General features: G+C 74.1%; 17 protein-coding genes. 9 read left to right on the forward strand and 8 right to left on the reverse strand.

Translation table 11 applies throughout. The annotated features are described in order from the left end of the window. Positions 1–169: 169 nt before the first annotated feature. The 3 genes from DQ392_RS27535 (at position 170) to DQ392_RS27545 (ending at position 2,938) form a co-directional block, all read left to right on the forward strand. Positions 170–1,621: an aldehyde dehydrogenase gene (locus DQ392_RS27535; protein ID WP_114018404.1), complete on the forward strand. Its 1,452-nt coding sequence runs from the start codon at positions 170–172 to the stop codon at positions 1,619–1,621. A 98-nt stretch (positions 1,622–1,719) separates the two neighbouring features. Continuing rightward, positions 1,720–1,959 (forward strand): ferredoxin, encoded by a 240-nt coding sequence (locus DQ392_RS27540; protein WP_114018405.1) that lies wholly within the window; start codon positions 1,720–1,722, stop codon positions 1,957–1,959. A 97-nt stretch (positions 1,960–2,056) separates the two neighbouring features. After that, complete coding sequence (locus DQ392_RS27545; RefSeq protein ID WP_114018406.1) at positions 2,057–2,938, forward strand: LLM class flavin-dependent oxidoreductase; 882 nt, start codon at positions 2,057–2,059, stop codon at positions 2,936–2,938. A 54-nt stretch (positions 2,939–2,992) separates the two neighbouring features. Here the strand turns inward: DQ392_RS27545 and DQ392_RS27550 are convergent, their stop codons facing one another. The 5 genes from DQ392_RS27550 to DQ392_RS27570 all read right to left on the reverse strand — a co-directional run bounded on the left by DQ392_RS27550 (position 2,993) and on the right by DQ392_RS27570 (position 7,528). After that, the gene (locus DQ392_RS27550) at positions 2,993–4,111 is read right to left on the reverse strand and encodes a DUF2891 domain-containing protein (protein ID WP_114018661.1); all 1,119 of its coding nucleotides are present in this window, start codon (positions 4,109–4,111) and stop codon (positions 2,993–2,995) included. Positions 4,112–4,203: 92 nt separating this feature from the next. Continuing rightward, positions 4,204–4,899 carry a pyroglutamyl-peptidase I gene (gene pcp / locus DQ392_RS27555; protein ID WP_114018407.1) on the reverse strand — a complete coding sequence of 232 codons (696 nt, stop codon included), beginning with the start codon at positions 4,897–4,899 and terminating at the stop codon, positions 4,204–4,206. Positions 4,900–4,910: 11 nt separating this feature from the next. Continuing rightward, positions 4,911–5,879 (reverse strand): DUF979 domain-containing protein, encoded by a 969-nt coding sequence (locus tag DQ392_RS27560; RefSeq protein WP_114018408.1) that lies wholly within the window; start codon positions 5,877–5,879, stop codon positions 4,911–4,913. Continuing rightward, positions 5,876–6,634 (reverse strand): DUF969 domain-containing protein, encoded by a 759-nt coding sequence (locus tag DQ392_RS27565; protein WP_114018662.1) that lies wholly within the window; start codon positions 6,632–6,634, stop codon positions 5,876–5,878. The genes DQ392_RS27560 and DQ392_RS27565 overlap by 4 nt, the downstream gene beginning before the upstream one ends. Before the next feature lie 195 nt (positions 6,635–6,829). Next, on the reverse strand, positions 6,830–7,528 hold the full coding sequence (locus DQ392_RS27570; protein WP_114018409.1) for a GntR family transcriptional regulator: 699 nt from the start codon (positions 7,526–7,528) through the stop codon (positions 6,830–6,832). Positions 7,529–7,670: 142 nt separating this feature from the next. Between DQ392_RS27570 and DQ392_RS27575 the strand changes: the two genes are divergently transcribed. From DQ392_RS27575 to DQ392_RS27585, 3 genes are all read left to right on the forward strand, one after another. Then, on the forward strand, positions 7,671–8,441 hold the full coding sequence (locus tag DQ392_RS27575) for a LamB/YcsF family protein (protein WP_114018663.1): 771 nt from the start codon (positions 7,671–7,673) through the stop codon (positions 8,439–8,441). An 80-nt stretch (positions 8,442–8,521) separates the two neighbouring features. Continuing rightward, a complete protein-coding gene (locus DQ392_RS27580) occupies positions 8,522–9,205 on the forward strand; it encodes a 5-oxoprolinase subunit B family protein (RefSeq protein ID WP_245982097.1) in 684 nt (227 codons plus the stop codon). Next, positions 9,202–10,074 carry a 5-oxoprolinase subunit C family protein gene (locus tag DQ392_RS27585; RefSeq protein WP_114018411.1) on the forward strand — a complete coding sequence of 291 codons (873 nt, stop codon included), beginning with the start codon at positions 9,202–9,204 and terminating at the stop codon, positions 10,072–10,074. Before DQ392_RS27580 ends, DQ392_RS27585 begins: the two co-directional genes overlap by 4 nt. A 12-nt stretch (positions 10,075–10,086) precedes the next feature. On the opposite strand, the gene DQ392_RS27590 is transcribed toward DQ392_RS27585, so the two are convergent. Next, positions 10,087–10,776, reverse strand: a complete 690-nt coding sequence (locus tag DQ392_RS27590) for a TetR family transcriptional regulator (protein ID WP_245982034.1) — start codon at positions 10,774–10,776, stop codon at positions 10,087–10,089. Between the two features lie 260 nt (positions 10,777–11,036). Between DQ392_RS27590 and DQ392_RS27595 the strand changes: the two genes are divergently transcribed. The 3 genes from DQ392_RS27595 to DQ392_RS27605 all read left to right on the forward strand — a co-directional run bounded on the left by DQ392_RS27595 (position 11,037) and on the right by DQ392_RS27605 (position 14,348). Beyond that, positions 11,037–12,422: a glycosyltransferase family 4 protein gene (locus DQ392_RS27595; RefSeq protein ID WP_114018412.1), complete on the forward strand. Its 1,386-nt coding sequence runs from the start codon at positions 11,037–11,039 to the stop codon at positions 12,420–12,422. A 73-nt stretch (positions 12,423–12,495) separates the two neighbouring features. Next, positions 12,496–13,284, forward strand: a complete 789-nt coding sequence (locus DQ392_RS27600) for a class I SAM-dependent methyltransferase (RefSeq protein ID WP_114018413.1) — start codon at positions 12,496–12,498, stop codon at positions 13,282–13,284. Then, on the forward strand, positions 13,281–14,348 hold the full coding sequence (locus DQ392_RS27605) for a prenyltransferase/squalene oxidase repeat-containing protein (protein ID WP_114018414.1): 1,068 nt from the start codon (positions 13,281–13,283) through the stop codon (positions 14,346–14,348). The genes DQ392_RS27600 and DQ392_RS27605 overlap by 4 nt, the downstream gene beginning before the upstream one ends. A gap of 40 nt (positions 14,349–14,388) precedes the next feature. Here DQ392_RS27605 and DQ392_RS27610 read toward each other — a convergent pair whose 3' ends face one another. Next, the gene (locus tag DQ392_RS27610; protein WP_114018415.1) at positions 14,389–15,399 is read right to left on the reverse strand and encodes an LLM class F420-dependent oxidoreductase; all 1,011 of its coding nucleotides are present in this window, start codon (positions 15,397–15,399) and stop codon (positions 14,389–14,391) included. A 125-nt stretch (positions 15,400–15,524) separates the two neighbouring features. Beyond that, the gene (locus DQ392_RS27615; protein ID WP_114018416.1) at positions 15,525–16,391 is read right to left on the reverse strand and encodes a DUF5336 domain-containing protein; all 867 of its coding nucleotides are present in this window, start codon (positions 16,389–16,391) and stop codon (positions 15,525–15,527) included. Positions 16,392–16,453 lie beyond the last annotated feature (62 nt).

Genomic DNA, 16,453 nt, shown 5'->3' on the forward strand with positions numbered 1-16,453 from the left:
CGTACCCGAGTCCGGCCGCCGGGAGGTCCGGCCGGCCTGGAGACGAGGGCTGGCACAGGCATTGTTCCCTAGAACTAGAACTGGTACTAGTTCTGATGCGCTGTCAGCGGGGTGTCGGGCGTCACACGGCACCGCGCGGCGCGCGGCCGTGCGGTGGGAGAGGGAGGGCATGGGCATGTACGTCGAACACCAGCAGCTCTACATCGGGGGCGCGTTCACCGACCCCGCGGGCGACGGGACGATCGAGGTGGTCTCGCCGCACACCGAGCAGCCCATCGGCCGCGTGCCGCACGCCTCACGCGCCGACGTCGACCGCGCGGTGGGGGCCGCGCGCGAGTCCTTCGACTCGGGCGTGTGGTCGGGGCGTTCGCAGGCCGAGCGCATCGGGACCGTCACCCGTATCAAGGACGCCCTCGCTGCGCGCAGCGAGGAGATCGCCCAGCTCATCAGCGCGCAGAACGGCACCCCGTACACCTCGGGTGTGATGGTGCAGTCGCTGGCCGCGATGATGGTGTGGGACGCGGCGCTCGGAATCGCCGCCGGCTTCCCCTACGAGGAGCGCAGGGCGGGCGCGCTCGGCCCGCTGCTGGTGCGGCGGGAGCCGGTGGGCGTGGTGGCGGGCGTGGTGCCCTGGAACGTGCCGCAGTTCACGGCCGCGGCCAAGGTGGCGCCCGCGCTGCTGGCCGGCTGCTCCGTGGTGCTCAAGGTCTCGCCCGAGACCCCGCTGGACGCCTACGTGCTGGCCGAGATCGCGCAGGAGGCCGGACTCCCGCCCGGTGTGCTCTCGATCCTCCCCGCCGGCCGGGAGGTGAGCGAGTACCTGGTGGGCCACCCGGGGGTCGACAAGGTCTCCTTCACAGGATCGGTCGCGGCGGGCAAACGCGTGATGGAGGTGGCTTCCCGCAACCTGACCCGCGTCACGCTGGAGCTGGGCGGCAAGTCGGCGGCCGTCATCCTGCCCGACGCCGACCTGGACGCGGCGGTGGCGGGCATCACTCCGTTCGCGTGGATGATCAACGGCCAGGCGTGCGTGGCCCAGACGCGCATCCTGGCGCCGCGCGAGCGCTACGACGAGATCGCCGCGCGCTTCCGGGCCGCCGCCGAGGCGCTGACCGTGGGCGATCCGCTCGACCCCGCGACCGAGGTGGGCCCCCTGGTCGCCGCGCGCCAACGGCAGCGCTCCCTCGACTACATCGCCCTCGGCCGGAAGGAGGGCGCCGAGGTCCTGGCGGGCGGGGGGACGCCCGAGGCGATGCCGACGGGCTGGTACGTGGAGCCCACGCTCTTCGGGAACGTCGAGAACTCCATGCGGATCGCCCGCGAGGAGATCTTCGGCCCCGTCATCTGCCTACTGGCGTACGACGGCGAGGACGAGGCGGTCCGCATCGCCAACGACTCCGACTACGGGCTCTCCGGCAGCGTGTGGACGGCCGACACCGAACGCGGCGTCGACGTCGCCCGCCGCGTGCGCACCGGCACCTACTCCGTGAACACCTTCAGCCTCGACATGCTCGGCCCCTTCGGCGGCTACAAGAACTCCGGCATCGGCCGCGAGTTCGGCCCGGAGGGGTACGCGGAGTACCTGGAGCACAAGATGATCCACCTGCCGGCCGAGGCGTGAGCGCCGCTCCGCAGGCCCGTGGGCGCGGGGCGACGGGCCTGCGGGGCACACAGGCGCGGGACCGTCGGAATCCGAGACGAACAGCGAAGGGAGCGCCCATGGCCACGGCCGACCGCTGGCATATCGAGGTGGACAGGGACCTGTGCATCGGTTCGGGGATGTGCACCGCAGGCGCACCGGAGGCGTTCCGGCTGGACGCCGCCCGCCAGTCCCGGCCCGTGGAGACGGAGCGCGCCCCCTCGGAGGAGGTGCGCTCCGCTGCCGAGGGGTGCCCCGTCGAGGCCATCACCGTGACCCTGGCCGATACGGGAGAGGCGGTCTTCCCGCCGGAGGAGTGACCTGCGGGTGCCGAGCACGGCGGGCGCTGAGAGCGGCGGCCGCCGCGCGGGCGGTATTCCGTTGCCGGAGGGGTGCCACCCGGGATAGGACAGGAGCATGACGTCTCTTGGTGCTGTCTTCCGTCCCCAACTCCCCCCGGAACGCCTGCGGGACATCGCCCGGGCCGCGGACGAGGCCGGACTGGACCAACTGTGGCTGTGGGAGGACTGCTTCCTCCAGAGCGGTGTCGCGGCGGCCGCCGCCGCGCTCGCCTGGACGCGGCGGCTGCGGGTGGGCGTCGGCCTGCTCCCCGTCCCGCTGCGCAACGTCGCGCTGACCACCATGGAGACGGCCACCCTGCGCCGGCTCTTCCCCGGCCGCTTCGCCGTCGGCCTCGGCCACGGGGTGCAGGGGTGGATGGGGCAGGCCGGCGCCCGTGCCGACTCGCCCGTCACGCTGCTTCGGGAGCACCTGGACGCCATGCGGGCGCTGCTGCGCGGTGAACGGGTCACGGTCGAGGGCCGGTACGTGCGGCTCGACGACGTCGCCCTGGACTGGCCGCCGGGCGACGACCCCGCGGACACGGCCGTGTTCGCGGGCGCACGCGGGCCGCGTTCGCTGCGGCTGAGCGGCGAGGCCGCGGACGGCACGGTGCTGGATGCCAACACCGCACCGGACGGCATCCGGCACGCGCGGTACCTCGTCGACGAGGGCCGCGCGGCGGCCTCCCGCACGGGACACCACGAGATCGTCCACTACCTCAGCACCGCCACAGGACCCGACGCGGCGGCCCGGCTGCGCGCCGAGCGGCTGCGCGAGGGCCAGGACCCCGAGGCGGGACCGGGTGTCGCGGGCGGCGCCGCCGCTGTCGCCGAGGCGGTCGCGGAAGCGGTCGCGGCGGGCGCGGACACCGTCGTCCTCCAGCCCACCGCGGACGAACCCGACCCCGAGACCTTCGTCCGCTTCGCCGCAGAGGAGGTGCGGCCGCTCCTGGACTGACCGCGGGCGCCCGTCCCGGACCGTCTCACGGGCGGTCCGGGAGGCAGCGGTCCGTCAGTCCGGGATGCCGCTGCCCAGGGCGAGGGCCGCGAACGTCGCCAGCCAGTGGTCCGTGGTGAAGTCCCCCGACGTGGTGGCCGGGAGCGCGGCAGCGAGGTTGGCGTCGGCGGACGCGTGCAGGGCGGCGGTACGTGGATCGCCGCTGGGCAGCGCACCGGCGATGGAGCGCAGGGCCGCCGAGCGGCTCAGACACAGACCGAGCAGGTGGCCGATCTGCGGGTCAGCCGTGTCCGAGATGCGCGGTGGCGGGAGGAAGTCCGCTCCTCTCGACTCGTCCAGCTCCGGCAGGAACCGGCCCACCCATGCGGCGAACTCCTCTGCCGGCAGCACGCGGCGCACGGTGTCCGCCTCGCACAGCAGCGGGGAGAGGAAGTCCTGCCCCGACGGCTCCCAGCGGGTGGCCGCGCCGTGGTCGGGCACGTACCACTCGCGTACCTTCTCGGCCACCGGCGCCACGAGGTGCGGCACGCCGGCTCGTTCGGCGCTGTCCAGCACGAGGCCGAGGGCGAACGCGCTGTTGGCGTGGGTGCCGTGCCGCACGGGGTAGGTGGCCTTGGGCAGCCAGTCGCAGAGCAGCTCGGCGGCGGTTCCGGCGGCGGGGACGAGAGCCGCCCGCCACGCTGCCGCACCGGCGCGCTCTTCCGCACCGTAGGGCTCCGCCCCTGCGTAGGGCTCCGCTTCGGCGTACGGCTCCGCCCCTGCGTCCCGCTGGTCCGCCGTGAGGCCGATGTCCGTGTCCGCGCACGCGCCGCTCTCACCGGCGAGCGCCAGCAGCCATGCCCAGCCGTAGGGCCGCTCGAACGAGGGGTGGGCCCGCAGGTAGGCGCTCTCGGCCGTCAGCGCTTCGGGCGTCAGGTGCCGGTCGAGTGTGCGCACCACCGCGTCCCGCAGGGCGGGTTCCGCGCCATTCCACGGCAGCCGCAGCGACCGCAGGAGGAGCCAGTGCATGTGGACGGACGAGTGCCAGTCGTAGGCCCCGTAGAAGGCGGGGTGGAACCGGCGCGGCTCCACCAGTTCCCCGCGTCCGGCGAGCAGGTGCGCCGGGGCGTTCGGATACTCCCGGGTGACGTTGGCGAGGGCGACCTCGGCGAAGCGTGGCAGCCGCTCCACCAGCGCCTCCCACCGTTCGCGCCGGCTCGTGACGCCCTCGGCGTCTGTGGTGCTCCCGGCGCCCTCGACGGTGCCCTCCGGTCCGGTCGTGCCGCTCAATGTGTCGCTCCTCCCGCCACGCGCAGGTCCACCGTCGTGCGCGCCGCGGTGGCCACCATGGCGGCCAGGCCGTGTGCGGCGTCGCGTACGGAGAGCGAGGGTGGGGTCGGGGCGTGGGCCGCGGCCTGCTGCGGGGTGTAGGGGACGTGGACGAAACCGCCGCGCACCGCGGGGTGCTCGGTGGCCAGCAGGTGCGCGAGTCCGTAGAAGAGGTGGTTGCACACGAAGGTGCCCGCCGTCTGGGAGACGGAGGCGGGGACGCCGGCCTCCCGCGCCGCGGCGGCGCAGGCCTTGATGGGCAGGGTGCTGAAGTAGGCGGCGGGGCCGCCCGCCACCACGGGCTCGTCCACGGGCCGGCGGCCCGCGTTGTCGGGTATGCGGGCGTCGTCGACGTTGAGGGCGACGCGTTCGACGGTCAGGTCGGTGCGGCCGCCCGCCTGGCCCAGGCACACCACCAGGTCGAGCCCGTCCCCGGCGTCCTCGACGGCGGCGCGCAGCTCCTCAAGGGCCGTGCCGAAGGCGCAGCTGATCCGTACCGCCCGCACCCGGACCCCGGGCGGGGGGTCGGCGGCGAGCAGTTCGGCGGCCTGCCAGGAGGGGTTGACCTCCTCGCCGTCGAAGGGGGCGAACCCGGTGACCAGTACCTGCGCGGGGGAGGAGGGGTCGGGCGCGGCGGGCGGGGGCGCAGTCACGGGGGCCGCTCCTAGAAGGCGAAGAGGTAGACGATGGCGATGTTGCAGGCCAGCAGCGCCACCGCGGTGGGGGCCTGGGCCTTGATCGGCCCGTACTGGTCCTTGAGCTCCAGCAGTGCCGCGGGGACGAGGTTGAAGTTGGCCGCCATGGGCGTGCACAGGGTGCCGCAGAATCCGGCGAGCATGCCGACCGCGAGGACGGCGGCGGGATCGCCGTTCATCTGCTCGATCAGGACGGGCCAGCCGACGGCCGCGGTCATCACGGGGAAGGCGGCGAAGGCGTTGCCCATGATGACGGTGAAGACGAACATGCCCGCGCAGTACAGCGCGACGGCCGCCAGCTTCTGGCCGTCCGGAAGGATGGATTCGGTGATCTCGCGTACCTGGGTGCCGACGCCCGCGGCCTGGAATATCGCTCCCAGTACGGCGAGCAGCTGGGGCAGCAGCAGGGCCCAGCCCATGGACTCCAGCAGCCCGCGCCCGGCGTGCAGGGGCACGCTGACGCGCCGTTCGCGCAGCACCCACATGCCGACGGCCAGTGCGACGATGGCGCCGAGGCCGAGTCCGAGGATGGTCTCGCTGCCCTCTTCGAGTACGGGGCTGCCGCCGATCTCGACCTTGGCGACCAGGACGGCGCACACCATGGCGACCAGCGGGATGGTCAGCGCGGGGATGAACAGCTTGGCGCCGAAGCGTGCGGCCAGCGTGGCGCGTTCGGACTCGCTGGTGGTCTGCGGGACGCCCTTGCCGGTGAGGTTGAAGCCGCCGACGCAGATGAGGCCGAGGACGGCCACCCCCAGGGGTTCGGCGGGCAGGGACTTCTCGTTGACCCAGGTGCTGTAGAAGAAGCAGACGCCCAGCAGCCCCCAGAAGGCGGCCGTGCCGTGGCGCTTGGGGTTGGTGCGGTCGCGCAGCATCTGGGCCGCCATGATGACGAAGACGGCGCCGACCAGCCAGAAGAACCACTCGGATTTGATCACTTGGCGGCCCCGCCTTCCGTGCTTTCCGGGGAGCGCCCTTGCGCGTCCTCGCGCGCCACTGCCATCTCGGCGTTCGCGGTCACCAGGTCGCGCTCCAGTTTCCGGTCGAGGCGCAGCAGCCTGCCGCCGTGGATGAAGAAGGCGCACACGGCGCTGGGGACGGCCCACAGCGCGAGGTGCAGCGGCTCCAGGTGGGTGTGGTATGTGCTGTTGACCAGGCCGGTGATCAGCAGGATGGAGCCGATGGCGAGGAAGCAGTCCTCGCCGAAGAAGAGGCCCACCGTGTCGGTGCCGGCGGCGTGCGAGCGCACCTTCTCGCGGACCTTCCGGGGCAGCGGGCGGTCCTCGTTCATGCGTTCGGTGGCGGCCTCGGCCATCGGCGCGATCATCGGGCGGACGCTCTGTGCGGGGCCGCCGATGGTCTGCAAGCCGACGGCCGCGGTGAGCTGCCGCAGCAGCAGGTAGAGGGTCAGGAAGCGTCCGGTGGTCAGCTTGGTGCCGAGCTTGCCGATGAGGGTGCGGGCCTGCTGCTGGAGACCGTTGCGTTCCAGGAGGCCGATGACGGGCAGCGTGATCGCGAAGATCGTCACCGACCGGCTGGACGCGAAGCTCTCGCCGAAGGTCCGCAGGATCTCGACGGGGGAGAGCTTGCCGAGCAGCCCTGTGACGATCCCCGCCACTCCGACGACGAGCAGCGGGTTGCGGCGCGTCGCGAAGCCGAGGACCACCACGAGGACGCCGAGGAGAACGATCATGTCGCCTCCGCCTTCCATGAAGCGACTTCCGCCAAGCGGATTCCGGTGAAGCGAATTCCACGGGAGGCTAGAGGATTGTTGAACGATCCGACAAGAGTGAGCCATGTCACTCGGAGGCCCTCCCCTCACTCGGAGGCCGTCACTCGGCTGTCGCCGCGACGCGGCCGGCGGGACCCGCTGTCCCGAGGGGGTGCCTTACGGGTACGCCTCCAGCAGCTGCCGCAGCGAGTCGTCCAGATAGGCCGCCAGCAGCTGCTCGGCCGCGGCCTTCCGCCCCGCCTCCAGAGCTCCGGCGAGCTCCTGGTTGCGCGTGAGGTAGGGATCGTGGAAGCGGCGCAGGTCGCCCATGATGTGGAACGCGAGCCGCAGTTCGGCCAGCACGCCGCGCATCATCTCGTCGGTGCGGACGCTGCCGGCGAGGCCGGCCAGTGCCTGGTGGAAGCGGATGTTGGCGGTCGAGCACTCCTGCCAGTCGCCGTCGGCCGCCGCCTTCTCGCCCGCCGTGACGGCCGCCCGCACCTCGGCCACGTCGTACGGCGGCTCACCGAGCCCGCGCAGGGCCGCGCACTCGACGAGGCGGCGGACGCGGTAGATGTCCACGATGTCGGTGTCGGTCAGCACGCGGACGAACGTGCCCCGGTTCAGCCGGTGGACGAGCAGCCTCTCGTGCGTCAGCAGCCGGAACGCCTCCCGCAGGGTGTTGCGCGAGACGCCGAGGGCACCGCAGATGCGCTCCTCCGAGAGCCGGGTACCGGGCGGGAAGGAGCCCCGGGCTATCCGCTCGCGCAGAATGGCCGCCACGCGTTCGGCCGTGCTGGTACGTCCCAGCAGCGCACGGTCGGCGGCCAGGTCCGACAGCGCGGCGGACAGGCCGGCGGGCGGTTGTGCGGACATGGGTCTCCCTCGGGTGGGTGCGCGCGCCGGCGCGGGGCCGGGGGCGGGATGGGGGCGTCCTGGGCGGCATCCGGGCGAACCGGACGCCGGGCCCTCTTGCCGGATTGTTCAACAATCGCTTACGTTGCTGGCGATGGACCGGATGATCGACCTTAACGCCGACCTCGGCGAGGGCTTCGGGCGCTGGCACCTGACCGACGACGAAGCCCTGCTCGCCTCGGTCACCAGTGCCAACGTCGCCTGCGGCTACCACGCGGGGGACCCCGCCACCATGCGCCGCGTCTGCGAACTGGCCGCCGAACGCGGTGTCCGCATCGGCGCGCAGGTCTCCTACCGCGACCTGGCCGGCTTCGGCCGCCGCGCCATGGACGTGCCCGCCGCCGAGCTGGCCGCCGAAGTGGCGTACCAGGTCGGGGCGCTGGAGGTCTTCGCCCGCGCGGCCGGCTCCGCGGTCGCCTACGTCAAACCGCACGGCGCGCTCTACAACCGCGCCGTCCACGACGCCGAGCAGGCCGCCGCCGTCGTCGAGGGCGTGCGGCTGGCCGAAGCGGCGCGGGGCCCCGGCAGCCCGCTGCCGGTGCTCGGCCTGCCGGGATCCCGGCTGCTGGCCGCCGCGGCCGAGGCCGGACTGCCCACGGTCGCAGAGGCGTTCGCCGACCGCGCCTACCGCCCCGACGGCACGCTCGTGCCCCGTACCGAGCCCGGCGCCGTGCTCCACGACCCCGAGCAGGTGATCGAGCGGGCGCTGCGCCTGGCCGGGGACGGCGAGCTCGTCGCCGCCGACGGCGGACGGCTGCGCAGCGCGGCCCGCTCGCTGTGCGTGCACGGCGACACCCCGGCCGCCGCGCGACTGGCCCGGCGGGTCCGCGAGGAGCTGGCCGCGGCCGGCGTCACCGTCCGGGCCTTCGCGTGAGCCGGAGCGCGCACGAGGTGGCCGGGGAACGCGGCGCGAGTCCGGAAGGCCGCGCGGGCCGCGGCCAGGCCCGCGCCGCCGTGCTGCCGGTGGGCCGCGACGGGCTGCTGGTCGAACTCGGCACCGCCGAGGAGACCGAGGCCCTGCACGCCGAACTCCTGCGCCGCCGCGCCCTGGGCACCCTGCCGCCCGTCGCCGAGATCGTCCCAGGGGCCAGGACCGTGCTGCTGGACGGCTTCCCGAGCGCCGACGCGGCCCGCGCGCTGGCCGCCGAGCTGCCCGGCTGGAACGTGCCGCCGCTGACCGGCTCGGCGGCCGGCGCGCTGGAGATCCCCGTCCGCTACGACGGCCCCGACCTCGCCGACGTGGCGGCGCTGTGGGGCGTGGCCGAGGACGAGGTGCCGCGTATCCACGCGGCCGCCACCTTCCGCGTCGCCTTCTGCGGATTCGCCCCCGGCTTCGGCTACCTGACGGGGCTCGACGAGCGCTACCACGTGCCGCGCCGCGCCGATCCGCGCACCCGCGTCCCGGCCGGTGCCGTCGGCCTCGCGGGCCCGTACACGGGCGTCTACCCGCGCTCCTCACCCGGCGGATGGCAGCTGATCGGTACGGCACCCGAAACGGTGCTGTGGGACGCGGACCGCACCCCCGCCGCACTCCTCACGCCGGGAACGCGCGTGCGTTTCGTCCCGCTGGAGTCCGACGAGGCGCAGCCCGGGCCCCGACGAGCCGGGCCAGGGCCGGCCCCTGGGAGGCGACCGTGAGGGCCGGCGGACTTCAGACGGCACGGGCCGGGGTGCTGACCACCGTCCAGGACCTCGGCCGCGCCGGCTACGCGCACCTGGGCGTACCGCGCTCCGGAGCCCTCGACGCGGGCGCTCACCGCCTCGCCAACCGGCTGCTCGGCAACCCGGAGACGGCCGCGACCCTGGAGACCACCTTGACGGGGTGTGCCGTGCGGGCCCTGCGTCCCACCGTCGCCGCCGTCACCGGCGCGCCCTGCCCGGTGAGGGTCGACGGGCGGCCCGCCGCCTGGGGGCAGCCCGTCCACGTCCCCGCGGGCGCCGTCCTCGACGTCGGTGCCGCCACCCACGGCGTCCGCTCGTACCTGGCGTTCGACGGCGGCGTGGACGCGGATCCGGTGCTGGGCAGCCGCGCCACCGACCTGCTCTCCGGACTCGGACCCGCGCCCCTGCGCGAGGGCGGGGTGCTCGGCCTCGGCGCGCCGCCCGCGCACCGGCCCGCGGGCTGCTGCGACGCCGCCGCCTGGACGGCGCCGCCGCGCGAGTTGCTGCTGCCCGTGGTGCTGGGGCCGCGGCACGACTGGTTCACCTCCGGCGGGCTGCGCACCCTGCTGACCTGCGGCTACCGGGTCTCCGCCGCCAGCAACCGGATCGGGCTGCGCCTTGAGGGCCCCGCGCTGGAGCGGGCCGGGGAAGGGGAACTGGCCAGCGAGGGCATGCCGCTGGGAGCCGTCCAGGTGCCGCCCGAGGGCCGTCCGGTGATCTTCCTGGCGGACCACCCGACGACCGGTGGCTACCCCGTCGTCGGTGTCGTGCCCGCCGAGGCGCTCGACGTGGCAGCCCAGGCCCCGCCGGGAACCCCGGTCCGCTTCACCCCCGCGGGGGCGTGAGGGCTCGCGCCTTCAGTCCTCTTCCGCTTCCGCCGGGGGCGCCGTCACCGCGATCAGCCGGCAGACCGTCTCGATGTCGATCTTGACCTGGGCGATCGAGGCGCGCCCCGAGAGCCAGGTGATCAGCGCCGAGTGCCAGGTGTGTTCGATGACGCGGACCGCGGAGAGCTGCTCGGGGGTGGCGGGCCCCTCCAGGCCCATGGCGTCCAGGATGATCGCCGTCGTCAGCCGGGAGACGGTGTCCACCTCGGGGCTGACGGAGCGGTCGGCGAAGTTGAGGGCACGGACCATCGCGTCGGCCAGCTGGGGCTCGCGCTGGAGGGCGCGGAAGGCACGCATCAACGTCTTGGCGACGCGGGCGGCCGCCTCGGTCTCCTCCGGGGGCCGCTTGTGCAGGGTCTCGTGCATGTGCTGCAACTGGTCCTGCATGGTGGCCACCAGCAGGTGCACCTTGGAGGGGAAGTAGCGGTAGAGGGTGCCCAGGGCGACGTGCGAGGAGTCGGCCACCTCGCGCATCTGCACCGCGTCGAACCCGCCCCGCCTGGCCAGCTGCGCGCTGGCGTGCAGGATGCGGCGGCGCCTGGCCTCCTGGCGTTCGGTCAGCGGCGGAGACTGCGTCAGCGGGTGCGTGAGCGGCTGCGGGCGCGACGGCCGCTTGGCTCGGGCCGTGTGCGGGGGCTTGGGCTGCGGCGGTGTCGGCATCGCGTTGTTCGTCCCGTTTCCGTGGCGTCGTGAAGCCCTGGGGTGAGCCGTGCATTGTTGCAGGCCCCGCAGGGGTGGCGCGAATCACCTGCTCCGGTGGTTCGCCCGAAGTGACTGGCCGGTAAATTCTTCACTCCGGGGCGAGTCCCGGGCGGCGCCACCGCCCGGTGCCGTCCCTCCCGAACAGCGACCTGAAACTTGTTCTAGGTTAGCGCGAGCGGCTACGCTCCGGCGGAACGCAGTGACGAAGGGGGCCGCGAGTGACCGGTCAGGCCGTAACGGACCGCCCGCTGCGCATCGCGCTGCTGACGTACAAGGGCAACCCCTTCTGCGGCGGCCAGGGCGTCTACGTACGCCACCTCTCCCGCGAACTCGCCCGCCTGGGCCACACCGTCGAGGTCATCGGCGCCCAGCCCTACCCGGTGCTCGACGAGGTCCCCGACGCCTCCGGGCGCCTCACCCTCACCGAGCTGCCCAGCCTCGACCTCTACCGCCAGCCCGACCCCTTCCGCACCCCGGGGCGCGGCGAGTACCGCGACTGGGTCGACCTGATGGAGGTCGGCACCATGCGGACGGGCGGCTTCCCCGAGCCGCTCACCTTCTCGCTGCGCGCCCGCCGCCACCTGGCCACGCGGCGCGGCGCGTTCGATGTCGTCCACGACAACCAGACGCTCGGCTACGGCCTGTTGGGCGGCCCCGGGGCGCTCGGCGCGCCCCTCGTGACCACCATCCACCACCCCGTCACCGTCGACCGCAGACTGGAGTTGGAGGCGGCGCACGGCTGGCGGCAGCAGGTCTCCGTCCGCCGCTGGTACGGCTTCACCCGCATGCAGCGCCGGGTCGCCCGCCGCCTGCCCTCGGTGGTCACCGTCTCGGGCTCCTCCCGCCAGGAGATCGCCGACGACCTCGGTGTGCGCCACGAACGCATCCACGTCGTGCCCATCGGCGCCGACACCCGCCTCTTCTCGCCCGACGCGTCCGTGCCCGAGACGCCGGGCCGGATCGTGACGACCTCCAGCGCCGACGTGCCGCTCAAGGGCCTCGTCTTTCTCATCGAGGCGCTGGCCAAGGCGCGCACCGAGCAGCCCGAGGCGCACCTGGTCGTCGTCGGCAAACGCCCCGCCCACGGCCCGGTCGCCGACGCGATCGACGCCCACGGCCTGGGCGGCGCCGTCGAGTTCGTCAAGGGCATCACCGACGCGGAACTCGCCACGCTGGTGCGCTCCGCCCAGGTCGCCTGCGTCCCCTCCCTGTACGAGGGCTTCTCCCTGCCCGCCGCCGAGGCCATGGCCACCGGCACACCCCTGCTGGCCACCACGGGCGGCGCCATCCCCGAGGTCGCCGGGCGGGACGGCGACACCTGCCTGGCCGTGCCGCCGGGCGACGCCGGCGCGCTGGCCGCCGGGCTCGTACGGCTGCTGTCCGACAGCGCGCTGCGGGCCAGGGTCGGGGCCGCCGGACGGGAGCGGGTGCTGCGGAAGTTCACCTGGGAGAAGGCGGCGCTGGGCACCGTCGAGTGCTACCGCGCCGCCATGGGCGCGCCCGCACGCGAGACCGCGCCGCCCGTGGCGCGGCCGCCCGTCGGGCCGCCGCACGCCGCCGCCGAAAGCCGGCACGAGCCACCGAAGGCCGAAGCAAGTCGCTGAAAGCCGCTGACCCGCCGCCCTGTCGGCCCCGCTCCCGCCCCCCCCGCATGACCTTCTGGAAGGCTGATCGCCTGTGCTGACCGTGGACTTCGCCCGCTTCCCGCTCGCCCCCGGCGACCGCGTGCTCGACCTGGGATGCGGGGCGGGACGGCACGCCTTCGAGTGCTACCGGCGCGGAGCACGCGTGGTCGCGCTCGACCGGAACGCCGAGGAGATCCGCGAGGTCGCCGCCTGGTTCGCGGCCATGGCCGAGGAGGGAGAGGCCCCCGAAGGCGCCACCGCCACCGCCATGGAGGGCGACGCGCTCGCCCTGCCGTTCCCCGACGACAGCTTCGACGTCGTCATCATCTCCGAGGTCATGGAGCACATCCACGACGACAAGGGCGTCCTCGCCGAGATGGTGCGCGTCCTGCGGCCCGGCGGCCGGATAGCGGTCACCGTGCCCAGGTACGGCCCGGAGAAGGTCTGCTGGGCGCTCAGCGACGCCTACCACGAGGTGGAGGGCGGCCACATCCGCATCTACCGGGCCACCGAACTCCTGGCCAAGATGCGCGGGGCCGGGCTGCGCCCCTACGGCAGCCACCACGCCCACGGACTGCACGCACCGTACTGGTGGCTCAAGTGCGCTTTCGGGGTGAACCGCGACGGCGACGAGGCAGCGCTGCCGGTGCGCGCCTACCACAAGCTGCTGGTGTGGGACATCATGAAGCGCCCGCTGGCCACCCGGCTCGCCGAGCGCGCCCTCGACCCCGTCATCGGCAAGAGCTTCGTCGCCTACGCGACCAAGCCGCACCTTCCGCACCTCACCGAGGCCGACGACCTTCAGCTCCGCGCCGACGAGAGTGCGGCGGCGGCCAAGTGACCAGCCCCGAGCGCACCGAGCGGCTCGTACTGCCCGGCGTCCTGACCGCAAAGCAGGCCCGGCAGACCGTCGCCGGCATCGCGGCCCAGCAGCGCGACGACGGCGCCATACCGTGGTTCCGCGGCCACCACCTCGACCCGTGGGACCACGTCGAGGCGGCCATGGCCCTGGACGCCGCGGGCGAACACGACCGCGCCGAGGCCGCCTACCGCTGGCTCGCCGCCCACCAGCGGCCCGACGGCTCCTGGTACGCGGCCTACGCCGACGGTGACGCGGCCGCCCCCACCGACCGGGCCCGCGAGACCAACTTCTGCGCCTACCCGGCCGTCGGCATCTGGCACCACTACCTGGCCACCGGCGACGACGCCTTCCTCGACCGCATGTGGCCCGTGGTCACCGCGGCCGTCGCGTTCGTGCTCGAACTCCAGCAGCCGGGCGGCGAGATCGGCTGGAAGCGCGAGGCCGACGGCACCGCCCGCACCGACGCGCTGCTGACCGGATCCTCCTCCGTCCACCACGCGCTGCGGTGCGCGCTGGCGATGGCCGAGCACCGCGAGGAGCCGCAGCCCGACTGGGAACTGGCCGTGGGCTGGCTCGGCCACGCCATCCGCCGCCACCCCGAACGGTTCCTCGACAAGAGCCGCTACTCCATGGACTGGTACTACCCCGTCCTCGGCGGCGCCCTGCGCGGCACCGCGGCCAAGGAGCGCGTCGAGGAGGGCTGGGACCGCTTCGTGGTGCCCGGCTTCGGCTGCCGCTGCGTCGTCCCCAACCCGTGGGTGACCGGCGGCGAGAGCGCGGAACTGGCCCTCGCGCTGTGGGCGATGGGCGAGTCCGACCGGGCCCTGGACGTGCTCCAGTGGATGGGCCACCTGCGCGCCGACGACGGCATGTACTGGACGGGGTACGTCTTCGAGAACGAGGCCGTCTGGCCCGTCGAGCGCACCACGTGGACGGCGGGGGCGCTGCTGCTGGCCGTCGCGGCGCTGGGCGGCGACGACGCGACGGTCCAGGTCTTCCGCGGCGACGCCCTGCCGACGGGCCTGGACCCCGACTGCTGCTGAGGCTTCCCCGGGAACGCGGGGGCCGGGGCGCCCCCCGGGGCTACCCGGCCAGCTGGGCCAGCACCCGCAGCGTGTGCGGATCGGGTGCCAGCACCAGCAGGTCGGTCACCGGACCCGCGCGCCACAGCTCCAGCCGTTCGGCGACCCTCGCGCGCGGGCCCACCAGCGAGATCTCGTCGGCGAAGGCGTCGGGCACGGCGCGTACCGCCTCCTCGCGCCGCCCCTCGGCGAACAGCGCCTGGACGCGCTCGGCGTCCTGCGCGTACCCCATGCGCGCCATCAGCTCCGCGTGGAAGTTGCGGCGGGCGTGCCCCATGCCGCCGACGTAGAAGCCGAGCATGGCCTTGACGGGCAGCAGGCCCTCGGCCACGTCGTCGCAGATCCTGGCCTGGGCCAGGGGTGCGACGAGGAACCCGGGCGGTGCCGTGGCGAGCGCGTCCTGGTAGACCGAGGCGCGCGTCGGCGACCAGTACAGCGGCAGCCAGCCGTCGGCGATGCGCGCGGTCTGGGCGACGTTCTTGGGGCCCTCCGCGCCGAGCAGGACGGGCAGGTCGCCGCGGAGCGGGTGGGTGATGGACCTCAGCGGTTTGCCCATGCCGGTGGAGCCGGGGCCCGTGTACGGGTGCGGGTGGTAGCGCCCGTCCAGGGTCACGGGCGCCTCGCGGCGCAGTACCTGGCGTACGACGTCCACGTACTCGCGGGTCAGGGTCAGGGGCGAGGAGGGGAAGGGCCGCCCGTACCAGCCCTCGACCACCTGCGGGCCCGACAGGCCCAGCCCCAGGTGCATGCGGCCGCCGCTGAGGTGGTCGAGGGTGAGGGCGTGCATGGCGGTGGCCGTGGGGGTGCGGGCCGCCATCTGTGCGACGGCGGTTCCCAGGCGGATGCGGCTGGTGTGGGCGGCGATCCAGGTCAGGGCCGTGAACGCGTCCGAGCCCCAGGACTCGGCGGTCCACACCGAGTGGTAGCCCAGGTCCTCCGCCTCGCGGGCGAGTTCCAGGTGGCGGGGGTCGGGCCCGCGGCCCCAGTACCCGAGCGCCAGTCCGAGCCGCATCGCCCGCCCCCTTCGTCCGCCCGCCCGGCAACTGACAAGACGTCAGGTCGCCGGGGCAGCGTACGGCAGCGGCCCCCCGCCCGGAAGGGCGAGGGGCCGCTGACCCGTGCGGGCGGCCTGGAGGCTCAGCCGCGCTGGATGTTGGAGGTGTCCTGTAGGACGCCGCGGCGGCCGTCCTGCGTCTGGGCGATGAGCGCCTGGCCGCGCTGTTCGACCGCCAGGTACCAGGTACCGGGGGCCAGTTCGGCGATCGGCTGCGGCGAGCCGTCCTCGGGGAAGAGCGGACGCGCCATCGGGACGGCGAACCAGAACGGCTGGAACCCGGCGTCCTGGGGAGCGCCCGGGGCGCCCTGCGCGCCCCCGTGGGGCTGGCCCGGCCCCGGCTGGCCCGGCTGCGGCCCCGGCTGGCCGTACTGCGGCTGACCCGGCTGACCGCCCTGCGCACCGTACGGGCCCGGCTGGCCCGCCTGCGGGCCGCCCGGGTAGCCGTAGCCGCCCTGCTGCGGGTAGCCGTAGGGCGCCGCACCCGCGCCGGGACCCCCCGCACCGCCGGCGGGCACCAGCGGAGCCGCCAGCGCCGGGACGACCGGGGTGATGAGCGCCGCGGCAGCACCGATCAGCACCGCGATGAGCCCGAGGATGGCCCCGGCACCCATGTCGGCGCCGTCAGGGGCGACGATGAACTCCCAGATCATGGACCACAGTGAGACCACGATCAGGCTCGCACCGAACTGCGGCAGCGTGACGGCGCCGAACTTGCGGCCCTCCGGCAGGAAACGGCCACCGACCAGCGCCGCGGCACCGAGGATCCCCGTCAGGAAGATCGAGGGCAGGATCAGCTGGAGCTTCTCCGTGTCCCAGGCGTTCGGTACCTCGTCGCACAGCGAACCGGAGCATTCGATGGAGAAGAAGTCGAGGAACGAAGCGATGAACAGCAGCACCGCTGCTCCTATCACCGCACCGTCGCCTCGCGTGAGCGAGCGGATGTTCACGTGGGGTCCTTAATCGGTCTGGTCATGGTTGAAGTCTGCCGGGGGTGAGCACCCCATCGTAC

The sequence above is a fragment of the Streptomyces reniochalinae genome (genome assembly GCF_003323735.1).
GTDB classification, from domain to species: domain Bacteria; phylum Actinomycetota; class Actinomycetes; order Streptomycetales; family Streptomycetaceae; genus Streptomyces; species Streptomyces reniochalinae.